The 22831-nt window shown below is 58.3% G+C and carries 19 protein-coding genes; 6 read left to right on the plus strand and 13 right to left on the minus strand.

Annotated elements, in window-relative coordinates; genetic code table 11:
- Positions 1 to 93: 93 nt before the first annotated feature.
- From PY311_RS01500 to megL, 3 genes are all read right to left on the minus strand, one after another.
- The gene (locus tag PY311_RS01500) at positions 94 to 3741 is read right to left on the minus strand and encodes an S-layer homology domain-containing protein (protein ID WP_286146903.1); all 3648 of its coding nucleotides are present in this window, start codon (positions 3739 to 3741) and stop codon (positions 94 to 96) included.
- 301 nt (positions 3742 to 4042) lie between these two features.
- Entirely contained in the window at positions 4043 to 4420 is a 378-nt protein-coding gene (locus PY311_RS01505; protein WP_286146904.1) for a RidA family protein, read from the minus strand.
- A gap of 185 nt (positions 4421 to 4605) precedes the next feature.
- Positions 4606 to 5799 (minus strand): methionine gamma-lyase, encoded by a 1194-nt coding sequence (gene megL, locus PY311_RS01510; protein WP_286146905.1) that lies wholly within the window; start codon positions 5797 to 5799, stop codon positions 4606 to 4608.
- 423 nt (positions 5800 to 6222) lie between these two features.
- Between megL and PY311_RS01515 the strand changes: the two genes are divergently transcribed.
- Positions 6223 to 7188: a LysR family transcriptional regulator gene (locus PY311_RS01515; RefSeq protein ID WP_286146906.1), complete on the plus strand. Its 966-nt coding sequence runs from the start codon at positions 6223 to 6225 to the stop codon at positions 7186 to 7188.
- A gap of 157 nt (positions 7189 to 7345) precedes the next feature.
- On the opposite strand, the gene PY311_RS01520 is transcribed toward PY311_RS01515, so the two are convergent.
- The 4 genes from PY311_RS01520 to PY311_RS01535 form a co-directional block, all read right to left on the minus strand.
- Positions 7346 to 8806: a Na+/H+ antiporter NhaC family protein gene (locus PY311_RS01520; protein WP_286146907.1), complete on the minus strand. Its 1461-nt coding sequence runs from the start codon at positions 8804 to 8806 to the stop codon at positions 7346 to 7348.
- Positions 8807 to 9142: 336 nt separating this feature from the next.
- Complete coding sequence (locus PY311_RS01525; RefSeq protein WP_350309690.1) at positions 9143 to 9796, minus strand: HAD family hydrolase; 654 nt, start codon at positions 9794 to 9796, stop codon at positions 9143 to 9145.
- A gap of 76 nt (positions 9797 to 9872) precedes the next feature.
- Positions 9873 to 10949: an S-methyl-5-thioribose-1-phosphate isomerase gene (gene mtnA, locus PY311_RS01530; RefSeq protein ID WP_286146908.1), complete on the minus strand. Its 1077-nt coding sequence runs from the start codon at positions 10947 to 10949 to the stop codon at positions 9873 to 9875.
- A gap of 12 nt (positions 10950 to 10961) precedes the next feature.
- Complete coding sequence (locus PY311_RS01535) at positions 10962 to 11483, minus strand: nitroreductase family protein (protein ID WP_286146909.1); 522 nt, start codon at positions 11481 to 11483, stop codon at positions 10962 to 10964.
- 234 nt (positions 11484 to 11717) lie between these two features.
- Here PY311_RS01535 and PY311_RS01540 point away from each other — a divergent pair, with 234 nt between their 5' ends.
- The 5 genes from PY311_RS01540 (at position 11718) to PY311_RS01560 (ending at position 16753) form a co-directional block, all read left to right on the plus strand.
- On the plus strand, positions 11718 to 13385 hold the full coding sequence (locus PY311_RS01540; RefSeq protein ID WP_350309691.1) for a nucleoside kinase: 1668 nt from the start codon (positions 11718 to 11720) through the stop codon (positions 13383 to 13385).
- Positions 13386 to 13518: 133 nt separating this feature from the next.
- Entirely contained in the window at positions 13519 to 13767 is a 249-nt protein-coding gene (locus tag PY311_RS01545; RefSeq protein WP_286146910.1) for a sporulation transcriptional regulator SpoIIID, read from the plus strand.
- A 20-nt stretch (positions 13768 to 13787) separates the two neighbouring features.
- Complete coding sequence (locus tag PY311_RS01550; RefSeq protein ID WP_286146911.1) at positions 13788 to 14036, plus strand: hypothetical protein; 249 nt, start codon at positions 13788 to 13790, stop codon at positions 14034 to 14036.
- Between the two features lie 221 nt (positions 14037 to 14257).
- The gene (locus tag PY311_RS01555; protein WP_286146912.1) at positions 14258 to 15259 is read left to right on the plus strand and encodes an LCP family protein; all 1002 of its coding nucleotides are present in this window, start codon (positions 14258 to 14260) and stop codon (positions 15257 to 15259) included.
- 21 nt (positions 15260 to 15280) lie between these two features.
- Complete coding sequence (locus PY311_RS01560) at positions 15281 to 16753, plus strand: S-layer homology domain-containing protein (protein ID WP_286146913.1); 1473 nt, start codon at positions 15281 to 15283, stop codon at positions 16751 to 16753.
- A gap of 53 nt (positions 16754 to 16806) precedes the next feature.
- Here PY311_RS01560 and PY311_RS01565 read toward each other — a convergent pair whose 3' ends face one another.
- Genes PY311_RS01565 through PY311_RS01590 form a run of 6 tightly spaced genes read right to left on the minus strand, consistent with a single transcriptional unit; the run spans position 16807 to position 22786 of the window.
- On the minus strand, positions 16807 to 17913 hold the full coding sequence (locus tag PY311_RS01565) for a DUF3810 domain-containing protein (protein WP_286146914.1): 1107 nt from the start codon (positions 17911 to 17913) through the stop codon (positions 16807 to 16809).
- Positions 17910 to 18644, minus strand: a complete 735-nt coding sequence (locus PY311_RS01570) for an ABC transporter ATP-binding protein (RefSeq protein ID WP_286146915.1) — start codon at positions 18642 to 18644, stop codon at positions 17910 to 17912. Before PY311_RS01570 ends, PY311_RS01565 begins: the two co-directional genes overlap by 4 nt.
- Positions 18641 to 19432, minus strand: a complete 792-nt coding sequence (locus tag PY311_RS01575) for an ATP-binding cassette domain-containing protein (protein WP_286146916.1) — start codon at positions 19430 to 19432, stop codon at positions 18641 to 18643. The genes PY311_RS01570 and PY311_RS01575 overlap by 4 nt, the downstream gene beginning before the upstream one ends.
- Positions 19432 to 20241 (minus strand): ABC transporter permease, encoded by an 810-nt coding sequence (locus PY311_RS01580; protein WP_286146917.1) that lies wholly within the window; start codon positions 20239 to 20241, stop codon positions 19432 to 19434. Before PY311_RS01580 ends, PY311_RS01575 begins: the two co-directional genes overlap by 1 nt.
- Complete coding sequence (locus tag PY311_RS01585) at positions 20238 to 21176, minus strand: ABC transporter permease (RefSeq protein ID WP_286146918.1); 939 nt, start codon at positions 21174 to 21176, stop codon at positions 20238 to 20240. Before PY311_RS01585 ends, PY311_RS01580 begins: the two co-directional genes overlap by 4 nt.
- 53 nt (positions 21177 to 21229) lie before the next feature.
- Entirely contained in the window at positions 21230 to 22786 is a 1557-nt protein-coding gene (locus tag PY311_RS01590) for an ABC transporter substrate-binding protein (RefSeq protein WP_286146919.1), read from the minus strand.
- Positions 22787 to 22831: the final 45 nt, after the last annotated feature.

Consider the following 22831-nt stretch of genomic DNA (forward strand, 5'->3'; position numbering starts at 1 on the left):
CTTTTCAATCAGATACTTCAGCAATTCCGTCAGGATTTGCTAAAGCAGCCATCTTTCAAACTTCCTGACATATCCAATCAGACGTCCTTCTGACTACGCCAGAGTGATGGTGACGTTGCTGCTGCCCATGGTGAAGGTGAACAGAACCTCAACAGCAGTGAGGTAAGCCGTACCATCAGCAATGGTAACAGTCGTGCTGGAAGCAGTCATGCCAGAGGGCAGAGTGGCATCCCAAGTGGGAGTCACATTGCCAACGGTGAAGGAGGCAGCGCCAGCAGCAGTACCAGAGAAGGTGGCCTTGGCAGTGACAGTCTCGCCTTCCTTAGCGGTGGCGGGGCCGGTCACGGTCATGGTGACGCCATTGCTGGTAACAGCGGTGGGATAGGAGATGCTGTGAGTGGCCTTGATCTCGTCAGCCTTCACAGTGATGGCATTAGCAGCAACATTAGCAGTCAGATTGCCCAGAGAAACGGTCTCGTCGATGTCAGCACCTGCCTTAGCGGTGAAGGTCTTAACAACATCGGAGCCATTCATCACGGTGATGGTGTAATCCTTGGTCACATCAGCCTTAGCGGCCTTGATCTCGACGGACACGCCATTGTAGAGAGCGTTTCCAGAAGTCACGCCCTTAACCGTAACGGTAGCGTTGGTGAGGCCGGTGACAGTGGAAGCCTGAGTGCCGACCGTGACATAGCCGGTCTCGATGACGGTGGTAGTGTTAGAGGACTTAGCGATCACAGGAGCGGTGCCGGTGGTGCTGTAAGCAGCGTAGGTACCATTCTTCAGATAGCCAGTGCCCTTACCGGCGATGTCCTTCGCAACGGTGGTAGAGTCGGCGGTAGCCTTGAAGGAGCCGTTAGCAGCCACATACTCGACGACCTTACCATCCACAGTCAGGGTGATGTACTGCGCAGTGACGATAACGAAGGAATAGCTCTTGCCGTCCTTAGAGGCCATGATGGTGCCGGTGCCCAGAGAGCCGGTCACAGTGTAGCCGGCATCGGTCAGAGCGTTGACAGCATCGGACATCTGAACAGCGGTGCTCTTAGCAACGTCGATCTCGGGGACGGTGATGGTAGCGCCGGAGATGGTGGTCACGGGCTTCTGGCCGGGCTTCAGGGTCGGAGTGACAACAGTGTCAGCGTCCTTGACTTCCTCAACGACCAGGGTCTTCACCAGGTAATCCTCAACAACAGCGTACACGAAGTCGTTGTCATCGGGATACAGAGCGGCGTAGCTGGAGTCGGTGATGACGCCGTCCTTATCCACGAAGTAGATCTTGGCGTTGTCATCAACGGTAATGGTGGCATTCTTGCCGGTGTGCGTGGTGCCATCGGTCATGAGGCCGGTGTAGGTGTCCAGAGTAACGGTGTACTCCTTGGAGGTCTTGGCAATACCAATGCCCTCGTTCAGAGCCTCCTTGTTGTTACCAACTCTGTAGGTGTCATAAGCCTTCAGGCTGGTGATGTAGCCCTTGCTGTTGGTGCCGTAGGACTTGTACAGGCCGTTCAGAGAAGCAGCGCCGGTGAGGTCGGAGTCGACCTTCACAGTGGTGATCTTGCCATCAACGATAGCGTTGTAGGTGAAGTAGTCGCCGTCCTCATCGTGGATCAGGTCGGAAACGGACTCGACAGCGAAGTAGATGGCGTTCTTGGTGCCGTCCTCAACGTTCGCGAGCTTGTTGGGAACCACGAACATCACGGTGACCATGCTGTTCTTGCAGTAGTAGTAAGCGGTGACCTGAGCGCCGGCAATAGCAGAGCCAGCATCAGTCAGAGTGGTGACGGTGGGAGCGTTCTTGATGCCGGTGTAAGCATCCCAATCGTCGATCTCAGAGAACTTGCTGTTGTAATCGTCCTGATCGGCAACCACGAACACGGAAGCGCTGTTGGCGGTGACAACGGTAGAAGTAGCCTCGCCAGCCTTGTACAGCTCGATGCCGGCCTTGTCGTTCTTCATGCTGAACGCCTTAGCAGCATCGGTAGCAACGGTAGCAATCTTGCCGTCCTTCTTGACAGCCTTCAGGGTGTAGGTGCCATCGGAGTTCTCGCGGAAGGTGACGATGGTGTTGTCAGCGATCTTCTTGTCGCCGGAGGCATAGTTCTCGTCGGTGTTGACGAACTTGACCTTGCCCTCAGTGGTCAGGATCTGAGCCTTATCGCCGATGAAGGAGCCCTTAGAAGCGGTAGCCAGCAGCAGAGCATAGTTGCCGATCTCCTGAATCTCCTCAACATAGATGATGTAGCCGTACTGGTCCAGATAGACAGTGTAATCCTGCTTCACGGACACGTTGCCCAGCTTCTCGCCGGCGTTGGCCTTGGACATCTTGTAAGCGGTGCCAGCAATGGTCATGCCGTTGTTCTGGTCCTCGTTGTTGGCCTTGTTGATGGTCTGAGAGACATAGCCCTCGACCTTCTGAGCGGCGGCAACGGACTCAACCTCGTTCTCCTTGAAGGAGTAGGTGTACAGAACATAGGTCTCGTCAGCGAACTTCTCGTCGGTCTCGAACTCCAGAGCGCCAGCCTTGGTGCCGGTCACGGAGACGGGAATGGTAGCGAAGCTGTTGTTCTCAGCAGCCTTGCCGGTGACGACCACATAGGCGTCCTTCTTGTCGGTAGCCTTGACGGTCTTGGCGATCTCACCGATGTAGGTGACGACCTGAGTGATGGTGATGGTATCGGCATCGTCATCATAGAAGACCTCGGTCAGAACGCCGTTGCCATTGGTGTTGACAGCCTTGCCGATAGCAACATCAGAACCCTTCTTGATGTCGATCTCGGCAGCGGTAGCCTCAACGCCGTTGACATACACGGTCACGTCCTTGGCGGCAACGGTGCTGCCCAGGTTCAGATCCTTGTAGATGTCGCCAGCCTCGACCTTCTTGGTGTAGGTCAGGTCGGGAGTGTTGGTGTAGGTGCCGATCTCCTCAGCCTTCAGCTTCCACACGTTAGCGGGACGCTCGAACTCGTCGGAGCCAGTCTTGACGGACAGGTTGTCGAAGTACTTCTCAGCGAACTGCATGACGCCGTCCTTGCCGAAAATCTTGCCATCGGTGTTGCCGTTGTTGACCATCTCCTTGGCCTTGGAGCCAGCGATGACAACAGTGGTGCCGTTGGTAGAAACGGTGGTCTTGGCATCATACTCGACCATGTCAGCGGTCATGGTGTTCAGAGCGTACAGGCAAGCCTCCTCACGGGTGACAGCCTTAACGCCGTTGAAGTCGCCCACCAGATCATCGTCCAGGCCGATGTTCAGAGCGCGCTTGGCAACGTTGATGGACCAGTTAGCGCCGGTGTACTGCTCGACCTCGGCGTCATAGCCCAGGGCGCCCAGCAGCATCTTCATGAAGGCATAGCCGGTCAGGGTGTTGGCGGGACGGAAGGTGCCGTCAGCATAACCGGAGATGATGCCTTCCTTCTGGCAATATGCGATATAGCCAGCGAAGGTGTGGGTGGTGGGAACGTCGCTGTAGGGAGCGGCGTCAGCAACCAGAGCGGATGCGGTGGTGGGGCCAAGGATCAGGTTGCAGATGATCTTGGCGGCAGCGCCACGAGTCAGAGTGGCGGTGGGGTTGAAGGAACCGTCGGTATAACCGTCGATTACCTTCGCGGCGGACATCACGTCAACAGCTTCTTTGTAGGTGATCTTGCTGTCATCGGCGAAGTCCTTGGCACCGGCGCTGACAGTGACCAGAGACATGGTCATCACCAGAGCCAGTACCAGAGAAAGGAACTTCTTCATGGGGTTTCCTCCTTTTAGATTCTCCCGCGTGGGGAGTTGATTTACAAAACGAGCGTCCCTTTTCCGCGCCCCGATTTACATATCGTGGCTAGCCTACCCGGTATCTGAACCGGGACGGTTCATAGTTCTGCATGTTTTGTAATGCTAAGATAACATTTCAATTTTTAAATCGCAAGAGGTTTGGTTTATTTGTTACACGGTTGTAACATTGATTGCCGATAGTGGCGGTTTCTTTCCCAAGACGCAAAAAACTCCCCGCCGCGCAAAGCGCGACGGGGAGTTTAACGGCAGGGCCGTTTTTTTACTTCTTGCAGACAGCGATGATCTCGACCTCGCAAAGCAGCTTCTTGGGCAGCTCCTTCACGGCAACGCAGGAACGGGCGGGCTTGCCGGTGAAATACTTGCCGTACACAGCGTTGAACGCGGCGAAATCGCCCATATCGGCGAGGAAGCAGGTGGTCTTGATGACGTCCTCGAAGCCGAGGCCGTTGGCGGCCAGAATTGCCTTGATGCTCTGGCAGCAGCGCTCGGCCTGCTCCTCAATGGTGGTACCGACAACCTCGCCGGTGCCGGGCATCAGCGCGACCTGGCCGGAGGCGAACAGGAAACCGTTGGCGGAGATAGCCTGAGAATAGGGGCCGATTGCGGCGGGTGCATCAGGAGTGCTTGTGTAATTCATAATGAGATACTTCCTTTCATATTATAATGGAATCAGCCTTGCTGAAAATGCATCTCCCGCTCCGCAAAGGACAGGGGGCGGGGACGCATCCATATATCAAGTATAGCATTTCGCGCTGCGCTTTTCAACAGGCGTTTGGAAAAATCCGCCCCTCCCACGAGGAGCGGCGGATTTTATAGAACAGATCAGACCAGCGTATCCAGAACAGACTTCAGGTCGGCGATGATATCCTCGGGGTCCTCCAGACCGATGGAGATACGGACCAGACCCTCGGAAATGCCGGAAGCCTTCAGCTCCTCGGGAGTGTAGGTGGAGTGGGTCATGGAAGCAGCGTGCTCGACCAGCGTCTCGGCATCGCCCAGAGACACGGCGATGGTGCACAGCTGCAGCTTGTTCAGAGCGTTGGCAACGGCGTCACGGTCGGCCTTCAGCTCAATGGACATCATGCCGCCGTACAGCTTCATCTGCTTCTTGGCGATCTCGTGGCCCTCGAAGTCCTCCAGACCGGGATAATAGACCTTATCGATGGCGGGATGATCGTGCAGGAACCGAGCAACCTTCATAGCGTTGGCGCTGTGGCGCTCCATACGGATGTCCAGCGTCTTGAGGCCGCGGGCAATCAGGAAAGCGTTGAACGGGCTCATAACGGCGCCGGTCATATCCTTCAGGCCGAACATACGGCACTTGCCGATGAACTCAGCGTCAGAAATCACGAAGCCCGCAATCACGTCGCCGTGGCCGTTGATGTACTTGGTAGCGCTGTGGACAACCACATCGGCACCCAAGGACAGGGGCTGCTGGATGTAAGGAGAGCAGAAGGTGTTATCCACGATAACGCGGATGTTCTTGTTGTACTCGTGAGCGATCTTGGCGACCTCAGCGATGTCAACCACCTTCAGAGTGGGGTTGCAGGGGGTCTCCAAATAGACAACCTTGGTCTTCTCGGTCAGAGCGGCTTTCACGGCAGCGAGATCGGCGAAGTCAACGAACTTCACGCTGACGCCGAACTTGGTCATGCCATGGTTCAGCAGAGCGAAGGTGCAGCCGTACAGGGTATCGCTGGCAACGATCTCGTCGCCGCCCTCAACGGAGCTCCACAGAGCGGAGGAGATAGCGCCCATGCCGGAAGCGGTAGCCAGAGCAGCCTCGCCGCCCTCCAGAGCCGCCAGCTTCTCCTCGACCTGAGTCAAAGAGGGGTTGGCCAGACGAGAGTAGATGTAGCCCTCTTCCTGACCGGCAAAGCGGGCACCGCCCTGCTGCACGGTATCAAACTCGAAGGTAGAGGTCTGATAGATCGGGGTGCACAGCGCGCCGACACCGTTATCGTGCTTACCGGCGTGAATCTGACGAGTAGCAAAGCCCATGTTTTTGCAATCCATAAATATGCCATCCTTTCTTTTCTCGGCCGGCAATGCCGGCAATTATTGTTATCGTTTTTCCCTTTACCGAAGCGGGGACCGCTGCCTTCCGGCGGAGAGAGAGGCCAGAGAATGAGGAGAGATGTACATGCGGGTTTTCTATGTGTACAATGCCGTAATTCATCGGTGACCCGCTCGGTGCTTTTGTTGCTTTCTACTATTAGAGTACCACAGTCTGGCAAAAGGTGTTAGTAACTCTTTTTCGCAATCCATTCACAGTTTTTTTAATAATGGATTGACTTTTCAAAATACGGTTCCTATAATAACATTAAGTAAATTGGAAAAGGTTTCCAGCGCAGGCGGACTTTTTCGTGCCGTTTGTCTCTTGAGCATGGATTTTCCGTTGGGAACCGTTTTCTTTGATTTTTGGAGGGGAGGGAGTCCATGACATTCCAGCAGTTGACTTATGTGGTCGAGATCTCCAAGTGTGGCTCTATCAATAAGGCCGCCCACAAACTGTTCCTTTCTCAGTCCGGCATTTCCACAGCTGTCCGGGAGCTGGAAGAGGAGCTTGGCATCCGCTTTTTCGTCCGCAGCAACCGGGGTGTGGAGTTTACGCCGGCGGGCAAGGAATTTTTAGGCTATGCCGTGTCGCTCCTGGAGCAGAAACAGCGAATTGAGCGGCTGTACGGCGAGGCCCGCACCACGGCAGCGCCGGTGCATTTCAGCGTATCCACCCAGCGCTATCCCTTTACGGAGGACGCCTTTTTGGAAATGCTCCGCCGGGCGCAGGATAACCGCTATCAGTTTACCATCAAGGAAACCGGCATGGATGGCGTCATCGACGATGTATATGACCACCGGGCGGACCTCGGCGTGATTTTCCTCACAAAGCTGACAGAAAAGATTATCTGCCGCCTGCTGGACGCCCGGGAGCTGACCTTTCATGAGCTGGCAGCCGTTCCGCCCTGCGTCTTTGTGCGGAAGGGACATCCTCTCACCAAGCTGGAGCACATTACGGAGGAGGATTTGGACGGATACCCCTACAGCTCCTTTGAGCAGGCACAGGGCGTTGCCGTGGATTTCGCTGAGGAGTGCCAAATGGTCTCCATGCGGAAGCCCTCCAAGTGCATCATTGTCAACAACCGCTCCACCGCCATGAACGTCCTCGCCAATACGGACGCCTTCAGTACCGGCAGCGGCCTTCTGGTCAAGGACCTGTCACCTGCCGGTGTAGTGACGATTCCGCTGGAGGCCAAGGATCCGGTCCGGTTGGGCTGGATTGCCCTGAAAAACGCAAAGCTCTCTTCCCACGCTGAGGAGTTTGTTCATCTGCTGGAGGCATCAATTCAGCGCTCTATCGCCTATACCTCACAAGTCCACGAACAGCTTTCCGCCGAAAAGGGCTGACGCATCCAACATTTTTTATAATGAAAAAGATGGCCGCTGCAATACGGCCTTAAAAAAGCGCGGTACCGGCCATTTGGCCGGTACCGCGCTTTTGAGAGTAGGAGAGTCGGAGTATAATCGGGGGAGAGAATAGCCTTTACAGACTTTACTGCTTTTTTTACTGGTTGGCCTCAGCGGCTTCCTTTTCCATAAGGGCCTTCTTGGCAGCCACGTTGGACTCAGCGCAGTCATACTCCCAGTTCCAGGGGTCCTTGCGGCAGACGCCATCGGCAAAGGGGATAAAGATGGACAGGAGGCCAAAGGCAGCCAGGAACCAGCAATACCACAGAGAGCCAAGGATGTTGGCGCCGCTGATAACGGAACCGTTGGTCACAGTGGCATTGCACAGAGCGGCAGCGGTCAGAAGCTGTGCGCCGTAGGGGATAATACCTTGGAACACACAGGAGAACACATCCAGCAGGGAAGCCGTGCGGCGGGGGTCCACCTTGTACTCATGAGAGACCTGACGGGCCATGTCGCCAGCCACGATGATAGCCACGGTGTTATTCGCAGTAGCGCAGTCGCAGAGGGAGACCATAGCGGCAATGCCCACCTGAGCGGACTTGTTGCCCTTCATAACATTGTGCAGCTTCTGGATGATCCACTCAATGCCGCCATTCTTGGTAATCAGCTCGGAAAGGCCGCCGCACAGCAGGGTCAGGAAGAAGACCTCGTTCATGCCGCAGAAGCCGTTGTAGATCGCCTGAGCAAAACCGGCCAGATCCATGGAGCCGGTGGCAATACCCACGATACCGGCAGCGAAGATGCCGATGGTCAGCACCAGAAACACGTTCATGCCCACCAGAGCCAGAATGAGAACCAGCAGATAGGGAATGACCTTGATGAAGCTGTAGGACAGGTCGCCCACAGCGGTCACGGTCTCGGGACGACCCACCAGCAGCAGAACTACGATGGTAAGAATGGCTGCAGGCAGTGCAATCATGAAATTCACGCGGAACTTATCGCGCATCTCGCAGTGCTGGCTGCGGGTAGCGGCGATGGTAGTATCGGAGATCATGGAGAGGTTATCGCCGAACATTGCGCCGCCGATCACGGCGCCCAGAACCACCAGCAGGTTCAATCCGCCCTTTTCCGCAACGCCCACAGCGATGGGAGTGATGGCGGAGATGGTACCCATGGAGGTGCCGGTTGCCGTACCCATGAACGCGCCGATGATAAACAGGCCGGCGGCCAGGAACTGGACGGGAACGAGGCTCAGGCCCATGTTCACGGTGGCGTCGCGGCCGCCCATGGAGGCTGCCACGGTAGCGAATGCGCCAGCGAGGATGTAAATGATCAGCATGGTGAGCACATCCACGTTGGCGGCTCCCTTGGCGAACGTATCAAACTTTTCATTGATGCTGCCCTTGAACATGATGAATGCCACCAGAACAGCAAGGAACATTGCCGTAACAGAGGGGAACTGATAGAATGCCATTTCAACGCCCTGCGCCTGATAGATGAGGCCGGCGCCCATGTAAACAACGATAAAGATCAGGAACGGGATCAGCGCAAGACCATTGGCTTTTTTGCTGTTTAGAGTATTGCCCATGTGGGTTCCTCCTTCTTGTTCTTTCACGATTTTGTTGCTACGTCTTGGTTTCCAGTTGTCTCTTAGCACAAACAGGTTCGGATTCCTCTCTCCTCTATTGTGAGTATAGCACAATTTGTGAACAAACTGTTACTGTTTATTTTCTATAACCGGCTATCACCTCAACGATAGCCGCTCCGCAATTTCAGAGCGGCTTTTCCTGATTTTCCGCGCATGGGCGGCGGCGCCGTGCCGCCCATTTCCACGCTTCCATTTTATAGGAGATACCCGGTCGGCTCCTGTCGAGATCCGTCGGCCCGTAAAATAAAATCAGGGCGGCGCTTGCAGAGAGCGCCGCCCTATACGAATTTGCAGTTCGGAACCTCAGCCCAAGATAACCGCCTTCAGCTCCGCCGTTGTGTCCGCCAGCACATCCGCCCCGGCGTCCACTAAATTTTCCCGGCTGCGGAAGCCCCACGTCACGCCGCAGGCCCGCAGTCCGGCGTTGTGCCCGGTGTGGATGTCCACATCGCTGTCGCCTACCATCAGGGTCTCGCCGGGCTCTGCCCCCAGCCTTTCCATAATGCCCTTTGCCACGCCGGGGTCCGGCTTCACCGGCGTTCCCGGGATATTTCCCCGGACCAACCGGAATATTCCGGGGAAGTAGTGCTCCACGATGACCCGGCTGAACTCGTCCGCCTTGTTGGAGCACACCGCCATCTGAAGCCCCCGGTCATGCAGCTCCCGCAGCAGCTCCGGGATGCCGGGGTAGGGGTTTGTGCTCTCCATGTTGTGTGCGCCGTAATAGCGGTTGAACTGATGCAGCGTATTCGCCAGCATCAGGGGACTGCGGGCGTTTTCCGGTGAAAACCGCTCGACCAGCTTCGGAATCCCGTTTCCCACCATGGACTCCACTTCCGCCACGGTATATTCCGGCCAGTCATTTTCCCGGCAGACATAATTGGCGGCAGCCGCCAGATCACTGATGGTGTCCAGCAGCGTACCGTCCAAATCAAAAATAACAGTACGATACATCATGCGTTGCCTTTCCTGTTTCTCCGCTGCGGCGCAAAGCGCACCGCCGTATTCCTATTTGTATAAATTTCCTATTGAATTACTTCGTTTTAAAAAGTGCCGCCAGACTCTCGGTAAAGGGCGGATAGCAGATGCCCTTTTCCGTCACGATACCGGTGAGCAGGCTGTGGTCCGTCACATCAAAGGAGGGATTGAAGCACTTGACCTCCGGCAGAGCCATGGGCTTTTCGTACCAGAGACTTTTGATCTCATCACCGTCCCGCAACTCAATGGGGATATGCGCCCCATCCGGGCAGCTCATGTCAATGGTAGAGGTGGGCCCCAGCGTGTAAACCGGGATGCCATAATACTTCGCCAGAATGGCTACGCCGCTGGTGCCGATCTTGTTGGCAAAGTCGCCGTTGGCGGCAATGCGGTCACAGCCCACGAAGCAGGCCTGCACCCAGCCGTTTTTCATCACCATAGAGGCCATGTTGTCGCAGATAAGGGTCACATCCACCCCTGCCCGCTGCAATTCATAGCTGGTGAGCCGGGCGCCCTGCAAAAGCGGACGGGTCTCGTCGGCGAATACCTTCACCCTCATGCCACGCTCCGCCGCTAAAAAGAACGGCCCCTGTGCCGTGCCGTATCGGGAGGTAGCCAGCGGCCCGGCATTGCAGTGGGTCAAAACACCGTCTCCCTCGTGGAGCAAACTCAGTCCATACTCGGAAATGGCCCTGCACTTGGCAATATCGTCCTCGTGAATTGCCACGGCCCGCTGGTACAGCGCGTTCAGCAGCGCCTCCCGGTCCTCGCTCCGGTGGGCCTGCGCCGTTTTCATCATTTCGCCCAGCGCCCAGCGGAGATTCACCGCCGTGGGCCGCGCCGCGCCCAGAAGCTCTGCGTCCACGCTGAGCTTCCTCAAAAATACCTCGGTATCCTTTGCGTCGATATCCCGGGCCAGCCGGTACAGGCAGTACCCCGCGCAGATGCCGATAGCCGGTGCGCCACGGATGCGGAGCTTTTTGATGGCCTCTACCATCTCCTCCGGCGTCCGCAGCTCGATCTCCCGCTCCTCGTTGGGAAGAAGCGTCTGGTCAATGATGTACAGCCGCTCCGCCGCCTTATCATAGCGGATGTTCTGCACATGGGTCACCTTGCGAATATTCTCGTCCATATCCCGTCCTCCTTACACGCGAAGGATACGCCCCTCCTTGCGGGGCTTGTCACCCAGAACCGGCGCATCGGTATAGCCCAAGATGCAGTTGCCGACACCCTTCCACGTCTCGCCAAGGCCCCACTTCTTCAGCAGCGCCTTGCCCTCGGGCCGTTCAAAGGTCTCGATGGCCCGGTTGATCCAGCAGGAGCCCACGCCCAGCGCCGCCGCCGCGTTCATCAGGTTCCCAATGACAAGGGCGCCATCCTGAAGCCAGCAGGGGTATGTGCTGTCGGACAGCACCACCACCGCCATCGGCGCGCCGTAAAAGGGATGTCCGTCGGCATCGCCGAACAGCTCCGCGTTCACCCGCTCCAGCAGTGCCAGCGTCTCACGGTCCTGCACCACTACCAGCTTGGTGCTCTGGAGATTTTTCGCGGAGGGTGCGTAAATGCCCGCCTCCAAAATGGCGTTCAGGTCCTCCTCCCGGACAGGCTCCGGGCGAAAGCTGCGGATGCTGCGGCGCTCCTTTAAAATCTTCAGTGTCTCGTTCATGCTCGTTGCTCCCTTTCTCAAATGCTCCGGTGCTTCGCCGGGCGCTTTTTTCATTCTGCGGCTATTGTATCACGCTTTTTTCAAATCGCCAACGGTTATTTCGCCAAAATGCTCCCCCGGCCGCTTTTTTAACGGCTCAGACAGATGTTTACATTTTAACCATTGAACCGCCCGGTCCACGCCTTTATAATAAAGTCATCAAATCCGCCATCTGATATTGGAAGGAGACCCACTATGGAACAGACTATGCTGAACGTCACCGTAAACGGAAGCACTCGCCAATACCCCGCCGGGACGCCGTTTCGCGTCATTGCTGCCGACCATCAGGCTGAGATTCCCCACGATATTCTGCTGGTAAACCGGGACGGCAAGCTCCGGGAGCTGCACAAAGTACTGGACCGGGACTGCACACTGTCCTTCATCACCGCCGCCGACAAGCCCGGACGCCAGACCTATGAGCGCAGCGCCATCTTGCTGATGCTGAAAGCCTTTTATGATACGGTAGGCCGGGAAAATGCGGAGCGAATCACCGTGGAGTTTTCCCTGAGCAACGCTCTGTTCTGCCGCGCCAAAGGGCAGTTCACGCCGGATAAGGCTCTGCTGGAAAGGGTAGAGGCCCGGATGCGGGAGCTCGCCGCCCAGGCGCTGCCCATTGAAAAGCGCTCCGTCAACATTGACGATGCCGTAGCCATGTTCCGCGCCTGCGGCCTTGAGGACAAGGCCCGTCTTCTGAGCTACCGCATCAACTCCCATGTAAACGTCTACACGCTGGACGGTTTTACGGATTATTTCTACGGCTATATGGTGCCGGACACCGGCTATCTCAAATGGTTCGCACTGGAGTCCTTTGCCGATGGCTTCATTCTCCGTCTGCCGGATCAGGCAGACCCGGAAAAGTTAGGGGACTTCAAGCCCCCCATGAAGGTCTTTCAGGCCATGCACGAGGCTGAGGACCTCTCCGCAGTACTCCACATCTCCGATGTAGGGGAGATGAACGATGTCATCTCCCGGGGGCAGGCCACACAGATGATTCTCTCCCACGAGGCCATGATGGAAAAGCAGATCGGCGACATCGCCCACGAGATCGCCGCCCGGAAGGGCGTTCGCTTCGTGATGATCGCGGGCCCGTCCTCCTCCGGCAAGACCACGTTCTCCCATCGTCTTTCCACCCAGCTCATCGCCTGCGGTCTGCGGCCCCACGCCATCGCCACGGATAACTATTTCCGCAACCGTGCGGACACCCCCCGGGACGAGCGGGGCGAATACGATTTTGAGTGTCTGGGCGCCATGGACGTGGAAGGCTTCAACCGGGATATGAACCGCCTTTTGAACGGCGAGACCGTGGAGATGCCCACCTATAACTTCATCAAGGGTGTCCGGGAGTACAACGGTGAGACACTGACGCTGGGGGAGAACGATGTGCTGGTCATTGAGGGCATCCACTGCCTGAACGATGAATTTTCCAAGGCGCTGCCCAAGGAGAGCAAGTACCGCATCTACATCAGCTGCCTGACCACCCTGAATGTGGATGACCACAACCGCATCCCCACCACAGACGCCCGTCTGCTGCGCCGTATTGAGCGGGATGCCCGCACCCGGGGCTACGGTGCCCGGGCCACCATTAAAATGTGGCCCTCCGTCCGCCGGGGCGAGGAGGAAAACATCTTCCCCTATCAGGACAGCGCCGACACCGTGTTCAACTCCGCTCTGATCTACGAAACAGCCCTGCTGAAGCCCTATGTGGAGCCGCTGCTGTTCGGCGTGCCCCATGACTGCCCGGAATATCTGGAGGCCAAGCGGCTTTTGAAATTCCTGAACTACTTCCTGCCCCTGCCGGCGGACAACGTTCCCAAGACCTCGCTGCTGCGGGAGTTCGTGGGCGGCGGCTGTTATAAGACCTGAACCATACCCGCACTGCGCCGGGACTGCCTGTCGGCAGCCCCGGCGCTTTTTTCGCCCGCTCAAGGTCCCCCGGCGCATAAGCCCCCGCCTCCCCGCATAGGATGAACCAACAAAAGGCGGGGAGTGTTGTGCTTTGAAGGGAAACATGGAGGAGCGGGCCGAGCGCCTTGCCCTTTACATCATAGAAAACCGGACCACGGTCCGCGCCGCCGCTGCCAAATTCGGAATCAGCAAATCCACGGTACATAAGGACATCTCCGAGCGGCTGCCGCAGTTCAACCGCACGCTGTATCTTCAGGTCAAGGAGGTGCTGGACGTCAACAAGGCCCAGCGCCATATCCGGGGCGGCATCGCCACCCGGAAAAAATACCGGGGCGCGTAGCGCGGAAAGGGGAGACGTTCATGGCTGTACGCAACAACAACTGCTGCCGGCCAAATCCGCCGCAGGAGCCTGCCGTGCCGCCGCTGCCCGTGGCGGAAACAGCGGCGGAGCCGGTGATGCGCCGCTGGCCCCACCCCATTGCGGAGGCGGACACCCAACCGGAGGAAACGCTGTCCGCGGCGCTGTGCCGCATCGACTGCGAGCTGGCCCGCCAGACCCGGCTGCTGGAGGACATCCGCACACTGTTGGAGCGGCGCGTCGACCGCTGAAGCAGGAGAGGCCCTGTCGGGCCTCTTTTTTGTGGGCCCGGAGCGGACCGCAAATTTGTGAACAGATTTGAAATTTGTCGAAACCCCTTGTAATTTTCTCTCCGGCCTTATAGAATGGGTGATGTGTTATGTAAATCGGCCGGTGCTGTCCGCTGCCGGTTCTTCCTTATCGAGTAAAAGAACTGCGGCCATCCGCCGCGTACAAAGGAGCGTCATTTTTTATGTCCAGAGCAGCCCGCCGCCGGCAGTCCCATGGCCTGCATATTTTTCTCACCGTTATTCTGGTGATTCTCACCGCCTGCGTGGTGGTAAAGGCCTTTTTCCTGAAGGCCCCGGAGCAGAAGGCGGCGGAGTTGCCCGCCTCTCAGCCCGCAGAGGAGGAAAACAGCCCTTCCGATGAGGAGCAGGCCGCGCAGGAGGCGCTGCGCTCCCATCTGGAGCGCAAGGGCGGCTTTTATACCATCCTTGTCTCCGGCGTGGATGACGGAAACGGCGGCAGCGACACGAACATTTTAGTGGCTGTGGACACGGTGAACGGCTATGTTTACGGCGTCAGCATCCCCCGGGATTCCAAGGCCATCATTGACGGTAAGGCCCACAAAATCAACTACGCCTACAATAAGGGCGGAATCTCCCTGCTGGCGGACACGGTCTCCGAGCAGCTGGGGGTTCCCGTGGATCACACCGTCTGCGTGGACCTGAAGGGCTTCACCGCGCTGGTGGACGCTATCGGCGGCATTGATTTTGAGGTCCCCATCAACATGAACTACGATGACCCTATCCAGAACCTCAGCATCCACTTCCAGAAGGGAATGCAGCACCTCAACGGCGCGGACGCCCTGCGGGTGGTCCGCTTCCGCCACAATAACGACGGTACCGGCTACGGCAGCGAGGATCTGGGCCGTATGTCCACCCAGCAAAATTTTTTGAAGGCCGTGGCAAAAAAGATGTTCACCGCCGGGAACATCGCCACAAAAATCGACGATTACGCCCGCATTTTTAATCAGTACGTGGAAACCGACCTGACGCTGGGAAACCTCGTCTGGCTGGGAACGGAGGTGCTGAAAATGGGTGTGGACAAAATCGACTTCTCCACACTGCCGAATGAATGGCACTCTCCCTACATTTATCTGGACCCCACCGAGACCCTGACGGTGGTGAACACCTACCTCAATCCCTATGTGGAGGACCGGACTGCGGAGGACCTGAATCTCCCGTCCTGACCTCCGGAAAGGAGCAAGCTCTTGAAAAAACGCATTCTCTCCTGTCTTCTGGCGCTGTCCATGCTGTCCGTCCCCGCACTGGCGGCGGAAAGCGGCACGGAAAACCTTGTCCGCTCCAAGACCTACACCGGCCAGTTCTCCGATCTGCCGGAGGACCACACCTTTTATAAAAATGTAGCCGCTCTGTACGAATACGGCCTCTCCGTGGGACAGGCCGACGGGACCTTCGGCCTCACCGCCCCCATGACCGTGGGGCAGACCGTTATTTTTGCCGGACGTATCCGCAGCCTTTACCGCACCGGAGACCCGGAGGCAGGTCCCGCCGCCTTTGCTGCGGCGGCTGTCAGCCAGAAGGACGCCTGGCGGGTCTATGCCCCCTATCTCTGGTATCTCCAATCCGAGGGCGTATTGGATAAGGCGCTGGATGACTGCCTGACCCAGCCTGCCACCCGGGCGCAGATGGCCCATGTGCTGGCAAATCTTCTGCCGGAGGAGGCACTGCCCCTCATCAACGATTCCCTTGTCACACAGGGCTATGCCAGCCGCCGCCGAATTACGGACGTCACGGAATACACGCCCTACTATCAGGACATTTTAAAGCTCTACCGCTGCGGCGTCAGCATCGGCAGCGACACCGCCGGCTCGTTTTTCCCCAACGCTCCCATTACCCGAGGCGCGGCGGCGGCCATGCTGACCCGAATCGTGGACCCGACCCTGCGGCTGACGCCGGACTGGAATCTCACTGACCTTTTCAGTGCCGAGGGCGCGGCCTACGAGGATTTCGTGACGATTGGGGAATACATTGCCGCCCCGGCCACGGCGGCGGACTACGATTCGGACATCCGCTATATGCTCGCACAGGGGGAGCATACGCTGACTGTCCAAAATCCCGCCGGCTTTACCATCCCGGCGGCACAGGAAACGCTGAACGCCGCACTGCTTGCGGTAAAGCGCTACTGTGAGCAGGGCTACAACAACGCCGCCTGCACCTATTCGCCCGCCGGCACCATGACGGTAAAGTTCAGCTCCATCGCCGGGGACAAAACCGAGGAATACCGGGCGGAGGCCCTCTCCGCCGCCATCGCCGTGCATGACCAGCTGTGGGAGCAGGGCATCATCACCGCCGCCTCTACCCAGCGGGAGACCGCGTGGGCCTACTATCAGTGGATCGCCGCCAACTGCGTCTACGATGACGCCGGGGACAATACCTCCGTCAGCCATCTGCCCTACAGCGTGTTCCATAACGGCAAGGCTGTGTGCGATGGTTACACCGGCGCGTATAACCTTCTATTGAAGTTAGAGGGCATCGACTGCTATGCTCTCCCCAACGCCACTCACATCTGGACGGTCGCCGTGCTGGATGGGAAGACCGTCCATATTGATGCCACATGGGGCGATCAGGGAGCCACGGCAGCGGAGGAATACTTCGCTATGACGCCGGAGCAGTCCTACACGCTGCACCCATGGCCCAAGGAAAACGAGCGGCCGGATTGACCGGAAACACAAACAAAAGGACCTTTGCGGTAAAAACCGCAAAGGTCCTTTTTTCACACTATATGCCGATAATAGGCCACCAGCAGCTCCACCACCATGCTGTAGGAGCGCATTCCGTTGGCATCGCCGTAGGATTTCAGCGCCGCGTCATACACGGTGTCGGACACCTTTTCCACTATGTTGTCCCGGAACTGGTCCCAGTAGGCATTGTTGTCCCGCAGGTCCGCCTCCACCGTTTCCGGCAGGGTATCCCGGATGGCCCAATAGGCCGCCGGGTCGGTATCGTACAGGGCATTTCCCAGATGGATAAAGCCCAACAGCCAGCCGGAGTAGGCATAATCCGGCAGTCCGCTGGTGACGGAGGCCAGCACGCCTAAGAAATTGCACTCCTGCTCCCACGCGATGCCCCGCTGGTGGGCCAGCTCATGGGCGATGGTGGAGGGCAGCAGGCAGGCTGGGCTGTCTACATTCACGTTGGATTCCCCGATGCAGGAAAAATATACCCCGGTAAAGCCCATGATGCTCATGAGCCGGGAGCACCGCACCGCCTTGACGCCGGTATCCCGGAATCGCAAGAAGGGGTACAGTTCTGTCACGCCGCCGTAGACCGCTGTGCTTTCCTCTAAAATCTGCACTTTCGGTACGGCGTACAGTCCATTTTCATCCCGGGGCACGCTGTCCGCCGCGGCAGTGAGCTGCTCGGCAAAATACCGTGTCACCGCCTCCAGCTCCGTCTCCGTTACGGGCTGGGCCGTGATGCCGGCGCGGTCCTGAAAGCTGTCCGTCCAGTAGTTCACGCCCCACATCAGGCAGAACAGCACATACACCGTCAGGCAGATGTCCGCCGCGCCCAGCGCGGCGCTGTAGGCCCGGTCCTTTCTGTGTCCCCTGGCCCGAAAAATCGCCGCGATGCTCCAAACAATATATGCCAGCGCGCCGACAGCCGCCAGCGCATAGAGCGCCTCCATGACCGAAGCATTCGTCAGGGCGCACAGCCGCCCCAGCGCCGCCTTCAGCGGCGTGGTCACGCTGTCTGCAAAGGCATTCATCAGCTCCCGGTCATGCCGCGCCGCAAGGTACAGTCCCAAAAGCGCCGCGTCCGCCGCCAGCCAGCTATGCAGCTTTTTATGCCGGTTCCAAAAATTCACCACTTTTTTCATTCTGCCGCCGCCAAAAGCTGCTTTGTGTACGTCTCTCGCGGATGGTCGAAAATCTCCGCCACCGTGCCCCGTTCCACAATGCGGCCCTGCTTCATCACAAGGACCGTGTCGCATAACTGATAGACCACATTCAGGTCATGGGAGATAAACAGATAGCTCAGATCCAGCTCGTCCCGCAGATTTTTCAGCAGCTTGAGAATCTGCGATTGAATCGTCACATCCAGCGCGGACACCGGCTCATCGGCAATAAGGAACCGGGGCCGCTGAATCAGCGCCATAGCGATGGACACCCGCTGCCGCTGGCCGCCGGAGAGTTCCGAGGGCCGGGCGGATAAAACCTCCTCCGGCAGCTCCACGCGCCGCAGCATCTCCCGCACCCGGCGGCGCCGCTCCTGGGCGTCATACTTTCCGTAAATCCGCAGCGGCTCCTCCAGCAGCCATTCCACCGGGTACGCCGGGTTCAGGGAGCTGTAGGGGTCCTGAAAGATCATCTGCGGGCGCTTGGTATAGTGGATAACCTCGCCCTGCTCCGGCTTCACCATCTGCAGAATCGTCCGGGCCAGCGTGGATTTTCCCGTGCCGGATTCTCCCACAAGGCCGCAGATTTCTCCCCGGTGCACATCAAAGGATACATCGTGGAGCACCTCGTGAAAGCGCTTGCGTCCCAATACGCCGCCCTCCCGGTACCCGGCAGTGACATGGCGGAGGGACAGCACCAGCTCCTCGGTCATGGCCGCTCCTCCTTTCGCTCCCGGGTGGGGATGGCCTCAATGAGCCGCTTGGTATAGGGGTGCTGGGGATGGTAGAAGACCTGCTCGGTCTCGCCATTTTCCACCAGAACGCCCCGCTGCATCACCGCCACGCGGCGGCACAGCTTGCGGACCACATTGAGGTTGTGGGAGATAAACAGCATGGAGATGCCGCTCTCCCGGTTCAGCTTTTTCAGCATTTCCAATATCTGCGCTTGAATCGTCACATCCAGCGCCGTTGTCGGCTCGTCCAGCAGCAGCAGCTTCGGGCGGTTCACAATGGCCGCCGCGATCATAGCCCGCTGAAGCATTCCGCCGGAGAGCTGGTGGGGGTATTTTTCATACACGCCCTCCGGGTCCGGCAGCTCTGCCGCCCGCATGGCGGCCAGCGCCGCCTCCCGGCACTCTGCACGGGAGAGCTGCGTATGCAGGCGCAGTGCCTCCTCCACCTGTGCGCCGATTCGCATCAGCGGGTCCATGCAGCTTTGCGGCTCCTGAAACACCACGCCGATGTCCGCGCCCTGAATTTTCCGCAGAGCGGCCCGGTCAGCGTGGAGCAGCTCCTGTCCGTCCAGCAGAATCTCCCCGGAATAGTCGCACTGCTTCCGGGGCAAAAGGCCCGCCACGCTCATGGCAGTGACGGATTTGCCGGAGCCGGATTCTCCCACAAGGCCCAGAATCTCTCCGTTCCGAATGGTCAGGCTCACGCCGCTGACCGCCTCCCGGTCCCGGTTGTGGAACCTTACGTGCAGATCGCGAATTTCCAGCATTATGCTCCGCCCCCTCTCCGGCGCTGCAGGCCCTCGCCGATGAGGCCCACGCCGAATACCATCCACACAAGGGTCAGCCCGGTGCCGATGGCGTACCACGGGGCGCTGAGGAACATTCCCTGCGCCTCGGAGAGCATATAGCCCAAGGAGGCATCCGGCGGGGTCACGCCGATGCAGAGGTAGCTCATGGACGCCTCCGCCAAAACCGCGTTATTAAAGCCGATGGTCAGCGCCGGCAGCAGAACGCTTGCCGTATTGGGCAGGATATGCCGCCAGAGGATGCGCCCGCTGGAGGCCCCCATAAGCCGGGCGCTTTTCACATAGTTCACATCCCGCAGCCCCGCGTAAGCGCCACGGGTCACGCGGGCAAAGCTGGGAATGAACACCAATCCCAGCGCAATGATAACATTTTCCGTTTTTCCGGGGCCTAACAGGCTGATGACCACCAGCGCCAGCAAAATGCTGGGGAAGGCGGTGAGCACATCGCCCAGCCGCATAAGAATATCGTCCGCAAGGCCGCCGAAATAGCCGGTCACAGCCCCCAGCGCCACGCCGCACACGCTGCCGATGGCCACGGTGGCCAGCGCGATGCAGAACGTTGTGCCGGCGCCCTTGAGCACCCGGCTGAAAATATCCCGGCCAAAGCTGTCCGTTCCCATCAGGTGCGCCAGAGAGGGCGCCGCCAGCTTCGGCCCCGCCGCCATGGCGTTAGGGTCATAGGGCGTCCAGAAAAATCCAAGAATAATGACACCTGTCAAGACACCTGTCAATATCAGGCCCGCTGTCAAATAGGGATTTCGTTTTTTCATTCCGCAGCGCCTCCCATCCGTGGGTCGATGCAGCGGTTGATGAGGTCCGCCAGCGTGCCGGAGAGCACCACCCAGAATGCCAGAATCACCACAATGGCCTCCACCACCGGGTAATCCTGATTGGAAATGGAGGCCACCAGCATCCGCCCCAAGCCCGGAATGGCAAAAACCTGCTCCACCACGATGCTGCCCGCCACGATCTCCGCCATGGTCTGCCCTAAAAACGTCACCGTGGAGACCATGGAATTTTTCAGTACATGGCCCCAGAGCACCTGCCGCCGGTCATTGCCCCGGGCGATGGCCGTTCGGACATAGGGCTTGTTCATCTCATGAATGACCGTGCTGCGAAGCATCCGCACCGTCATAGCCACCCGGGGGATGGCGATGGAGACCGCCGCGAAAAAGAGGTAAACAAGGGAGCGTCCAAAATTTTCCCGCAGCCCCGGAAAATCCCCGGGGACAAAGGTGTGGAGCGTAATGCCGAACACCCACGAGATCAAAATGCCGGTAAAGAAGGGGGGAACCGCCATGCAGAACTGGTTCACCGCCGTATGGAGCCCGTCCAGCCTGCCGTTGGCGGTCAGCAGCCCCAGCGGCAGCGACACAACTGTAATGAGCGCAAAGCTCACAAGGCTCAGCCCCAGCGTTACCATGATCTTGCTGGCCAGCAGCTCCCGCACCGGCAGGCGGTATTGGAAAGACATTCCCAAATCGCCGTTGAAAAAGCCCAAAAGCCACTGGCTGTACCGCACCGGCAGGGGCGCGTCCAGCCCAAGCTGCGCCCGCAGAGCCGCCACAGTCTCAGGCGTGGCCTGCGTTCCCAGCATGGCGGTGGCCGGGTCGCCGGAAATCAAATCAAAGGCCGCAAACGTCAGAAAGGAGACAACGACCATGGTGACCAGCAGCGTCAATAGCTTTCTCGCCGCATACCTCATGGCAGTCATCTCCCTTCCGGGTCAGCGGCGTCAAAGCGTCCGCTGTTCATCTCTTATTTTTCGTAGGAAATCGTGCTGAGGTCCAGCACATAGATGGGGTAGAAGGTGGGACCGGTGATACCGTCCCGCACCGCTACCAGATCCGCCATATCCTGAATGTAGACATTGGCGGCGTTTTCCGTCAGGTTGCGCTCCATGTCCTTATAAACGGCGGTCTGTTCCGCATCATCATAGCAGCTCTGGGCGTAGGCGAACATATCGTCATAGGCCGCGTCGCTGTAGTTGATGAAGTTATTCCCGGCGGAGGAGACGAACCGCTCCAGCATGGCCCGGGCAGTCATGGTGGAAGCATCCACGCCCACCACGGTGGACTGGAAGTTCCGGCCCACATAGGTATCGCTGACCCAACTGTCCCAAGTGACGGGCTGGATGGTGGCGTTGACGCCCACCGCCTTCAGCTGCTCCACAATGACCTGCGCGGTATCCATGTGGGGCTGATAGTTGCTGGGCACGATGATGTCCATGTCAAAGCCGTTGGGGTATCCGGCCTCCGTCAGCAGCTCCTTGGCCTTTTCGGGGTCATAGCTGTAGTAATCGGTCAGGGAATCATCAAAATATTTGCTGAACGCGGGATACATACTGGACCCCAGCAGTGTGCCGTAGCCGTCAAAGGCCAAATCCAGAATCTGCTGGCGGTCAATGGCATAGCACAATGCCTGCCGCACCCGCACATCGTCAAAGGGCGCCTCGGCGTTGTTGAGATACAGCGCCTGCACCAGATTCATGGTGCCCTCCTCCACATGGAAGCCCTCGCCAAGCTGCGCCACCTGTGTGGCGGTCAGGTGGGCGAACAGGTCCACCGCGCCGCTCTGGAGGCTCATCACTACGCTGTCCGCGTTCTCGATGATCTTGTAGGTCACCTTGCTCAAACTGGGCTTTTCACCCCAGTAATCGTCAAAGCGCTCCAGCACCACAGAGTCCTGCGCGGTCCGGGACACAAACTTGAACGGGCCGGTGCCTACAGGCGCGGTGTCCTGCTCCGTGTAGTCCTTGGGAAGCACAGCCGTGGTCAGATAGGAGATAAACTCGTTGCTGGGCTCGGAGAGGCGGAAGCAAACGGTGTTCTCGCCCTCCTGATAAATTTCCGCGTCGGCAAAGGCCGCCACCTGAATAATATCCGCACTGTCCGGATTTCCGCAGCGCTGATAGGACCAGATCACGTCCTCCGGCGTCACGTCCTGTCCGTTGTGGAACTTTACGCCGGAGCGGAGACGGACAGTATAAAGCAAATGGTCATCGGAAACGGTATAGCTCTCTGCCAGAGCCGGCTTGAGGTCGCCGGTGCTGTCGGGCTTCAAGAGACCCTCAAATACGTTGAACATGACCTCACGGGTCCCCGCCTTCACGGTCTTGTGAGGGTCAAGGCTGCTGTCGAGGTCTTGGGCGATGCCGACATTCAACTCGCCCGCCGCGGCACGGGCCGTTACGGCGTCCGTAGCCCCGTTGTTGTCTGTCTGGCCGCCGTTTCCGTTGCTGCCGCCCCCGCATCCGGTGAGTACGGCGCTCAGGAGGCTCAAAGCCGCCAGCAGTGCTGCAATCCGCTTTTTCATATACAATTCTCCTTTTTCATCACTGCTCGCAATGAGTCAGTGTGC

It is taken from the genome of Neopoerus faecalis, assembly GCF_029218125.1.
Classification (GTDB): Bacteria; Bacillota; Clostridia; order Oscillospirales; family Oscillospiraceae; genus Oscillibacter; species Oscillibacter faecalis_A.

Excerpts from the sequence above, each read along its gene's own strand:
- PY311_RS01580 (WP_286146917.1), bottom strand. The coding sequence starts at position 20,241 with ATGAAAAAACGAAATCCCTATTTGACAGCGGGCCTGATATTGACAGGT.
- PY311_RS01575 (WP_286146916.1), bottom strand. The coding sequence starts at position 19,432 with ATGCTGGAAATTCGCGATCTGCACGTAAGGTTCCACAACCGGGACCGG.
- PY311_RS01540 (WP_350309691.1), top strand. The coding sequence starts at position 11,718 with ATGGAACAGACTATGCTGAACGTCACCGTAAACGGAAGCACTCGCCAA.
- PY311_RS01585 (WP_286146918.1), bottom strand. The coding sequence starts at position 21,176 with ATGAGGTATGCGGCGAGAAAGCTATTGACGCTGCTGGTCACCATGGTC.
- megL (WP_286146905.1), bottom strand. The coding sequence starts at position 5,799 with ATGGATTGCAAAAACATGGGCTTTGCTACTCGTCAGATTCACGCCGGT.
- PY311_RS01515 (WP_286146906.1), top strand. The coding sequence starts at position 6,223 with ATGACATTCCAGCAGTTGACTTATGTGGTCGAGATCTCCAAGTGTGGC.
- PY311_RS01550 (WP_286146911.1), top strand. The coding sequence starts at position 13,788 with ATGGCTGTACGCAACAACAACTGCTGCCGGCCAAATCCGCCGCAGGAG.
- mtnA (WP_286146908.1), bottom strand. The coding sequence starts at position 10,949 with ATGGACGAGAATATTCGCAAGGTGACCCATGTGCAGAACATCCGCTAT.
- PY311_RS01565 (WP_286146914.1), bottom strand. The coding sequence starts at position 17,913 with ATGAAAAAAGTGGTGAATTTTTGGAACCGGCATAAAAAGCTGCATAGC.
- PY311_RS01590 (WP_286146919.1), bottom strand. The coding sequence starts at position 22,786 with ATGAAAAAGCGGATTGCAGCACTGCTGGCGGCTTTGAGCCTCCTGAGC.
- PY311_RS01505 (WP_286146904.1), bottom strand. The coding sequence starts at position 4,420 with ATGAATTACACAAGCACTCCTGATGCACCCGCCGCAATCGGCCCCTAT.
- PY311_RS01525 (WP_350309690.1), bottom strand. The coding sequence starts at position 9,796 with ATGATGTATCGTACTGTTATTTTTGATTTGGACGGTACGCTGCTGGAC.
- PY311_RS01570 (WP_286146915.1), bottom strand. The coding sequence starts at position 18,644 with ATGACCGAGGAGCTGGTGCTGTCCCTCCGCCATGTCACTGCCGGGTAC.
- PY311_RS01535 (WP_286146909.1), bottom strand. The coding sequence starts at position 11,483 with ATGAACGAGACACTGAAGATTTTAAAGGAGCGCCGCAGCATCCGCAGC.
- PY311_RS01500 (WP_286146903.1), bottom strand. The coding sequence starts at position 3,741 with ATGAAGAAGTTCCTTTCTCTGGTACTGGCTCTGGTGATGACCATGTCT.
- PY311_RS01555 (WP_286146912.1), top strand. The coding sequence starts at position 14,258 with ATGTCCAGAGCAGCCCGCCGCCGGCAGTCCCATGGCCTGCATATTTTT.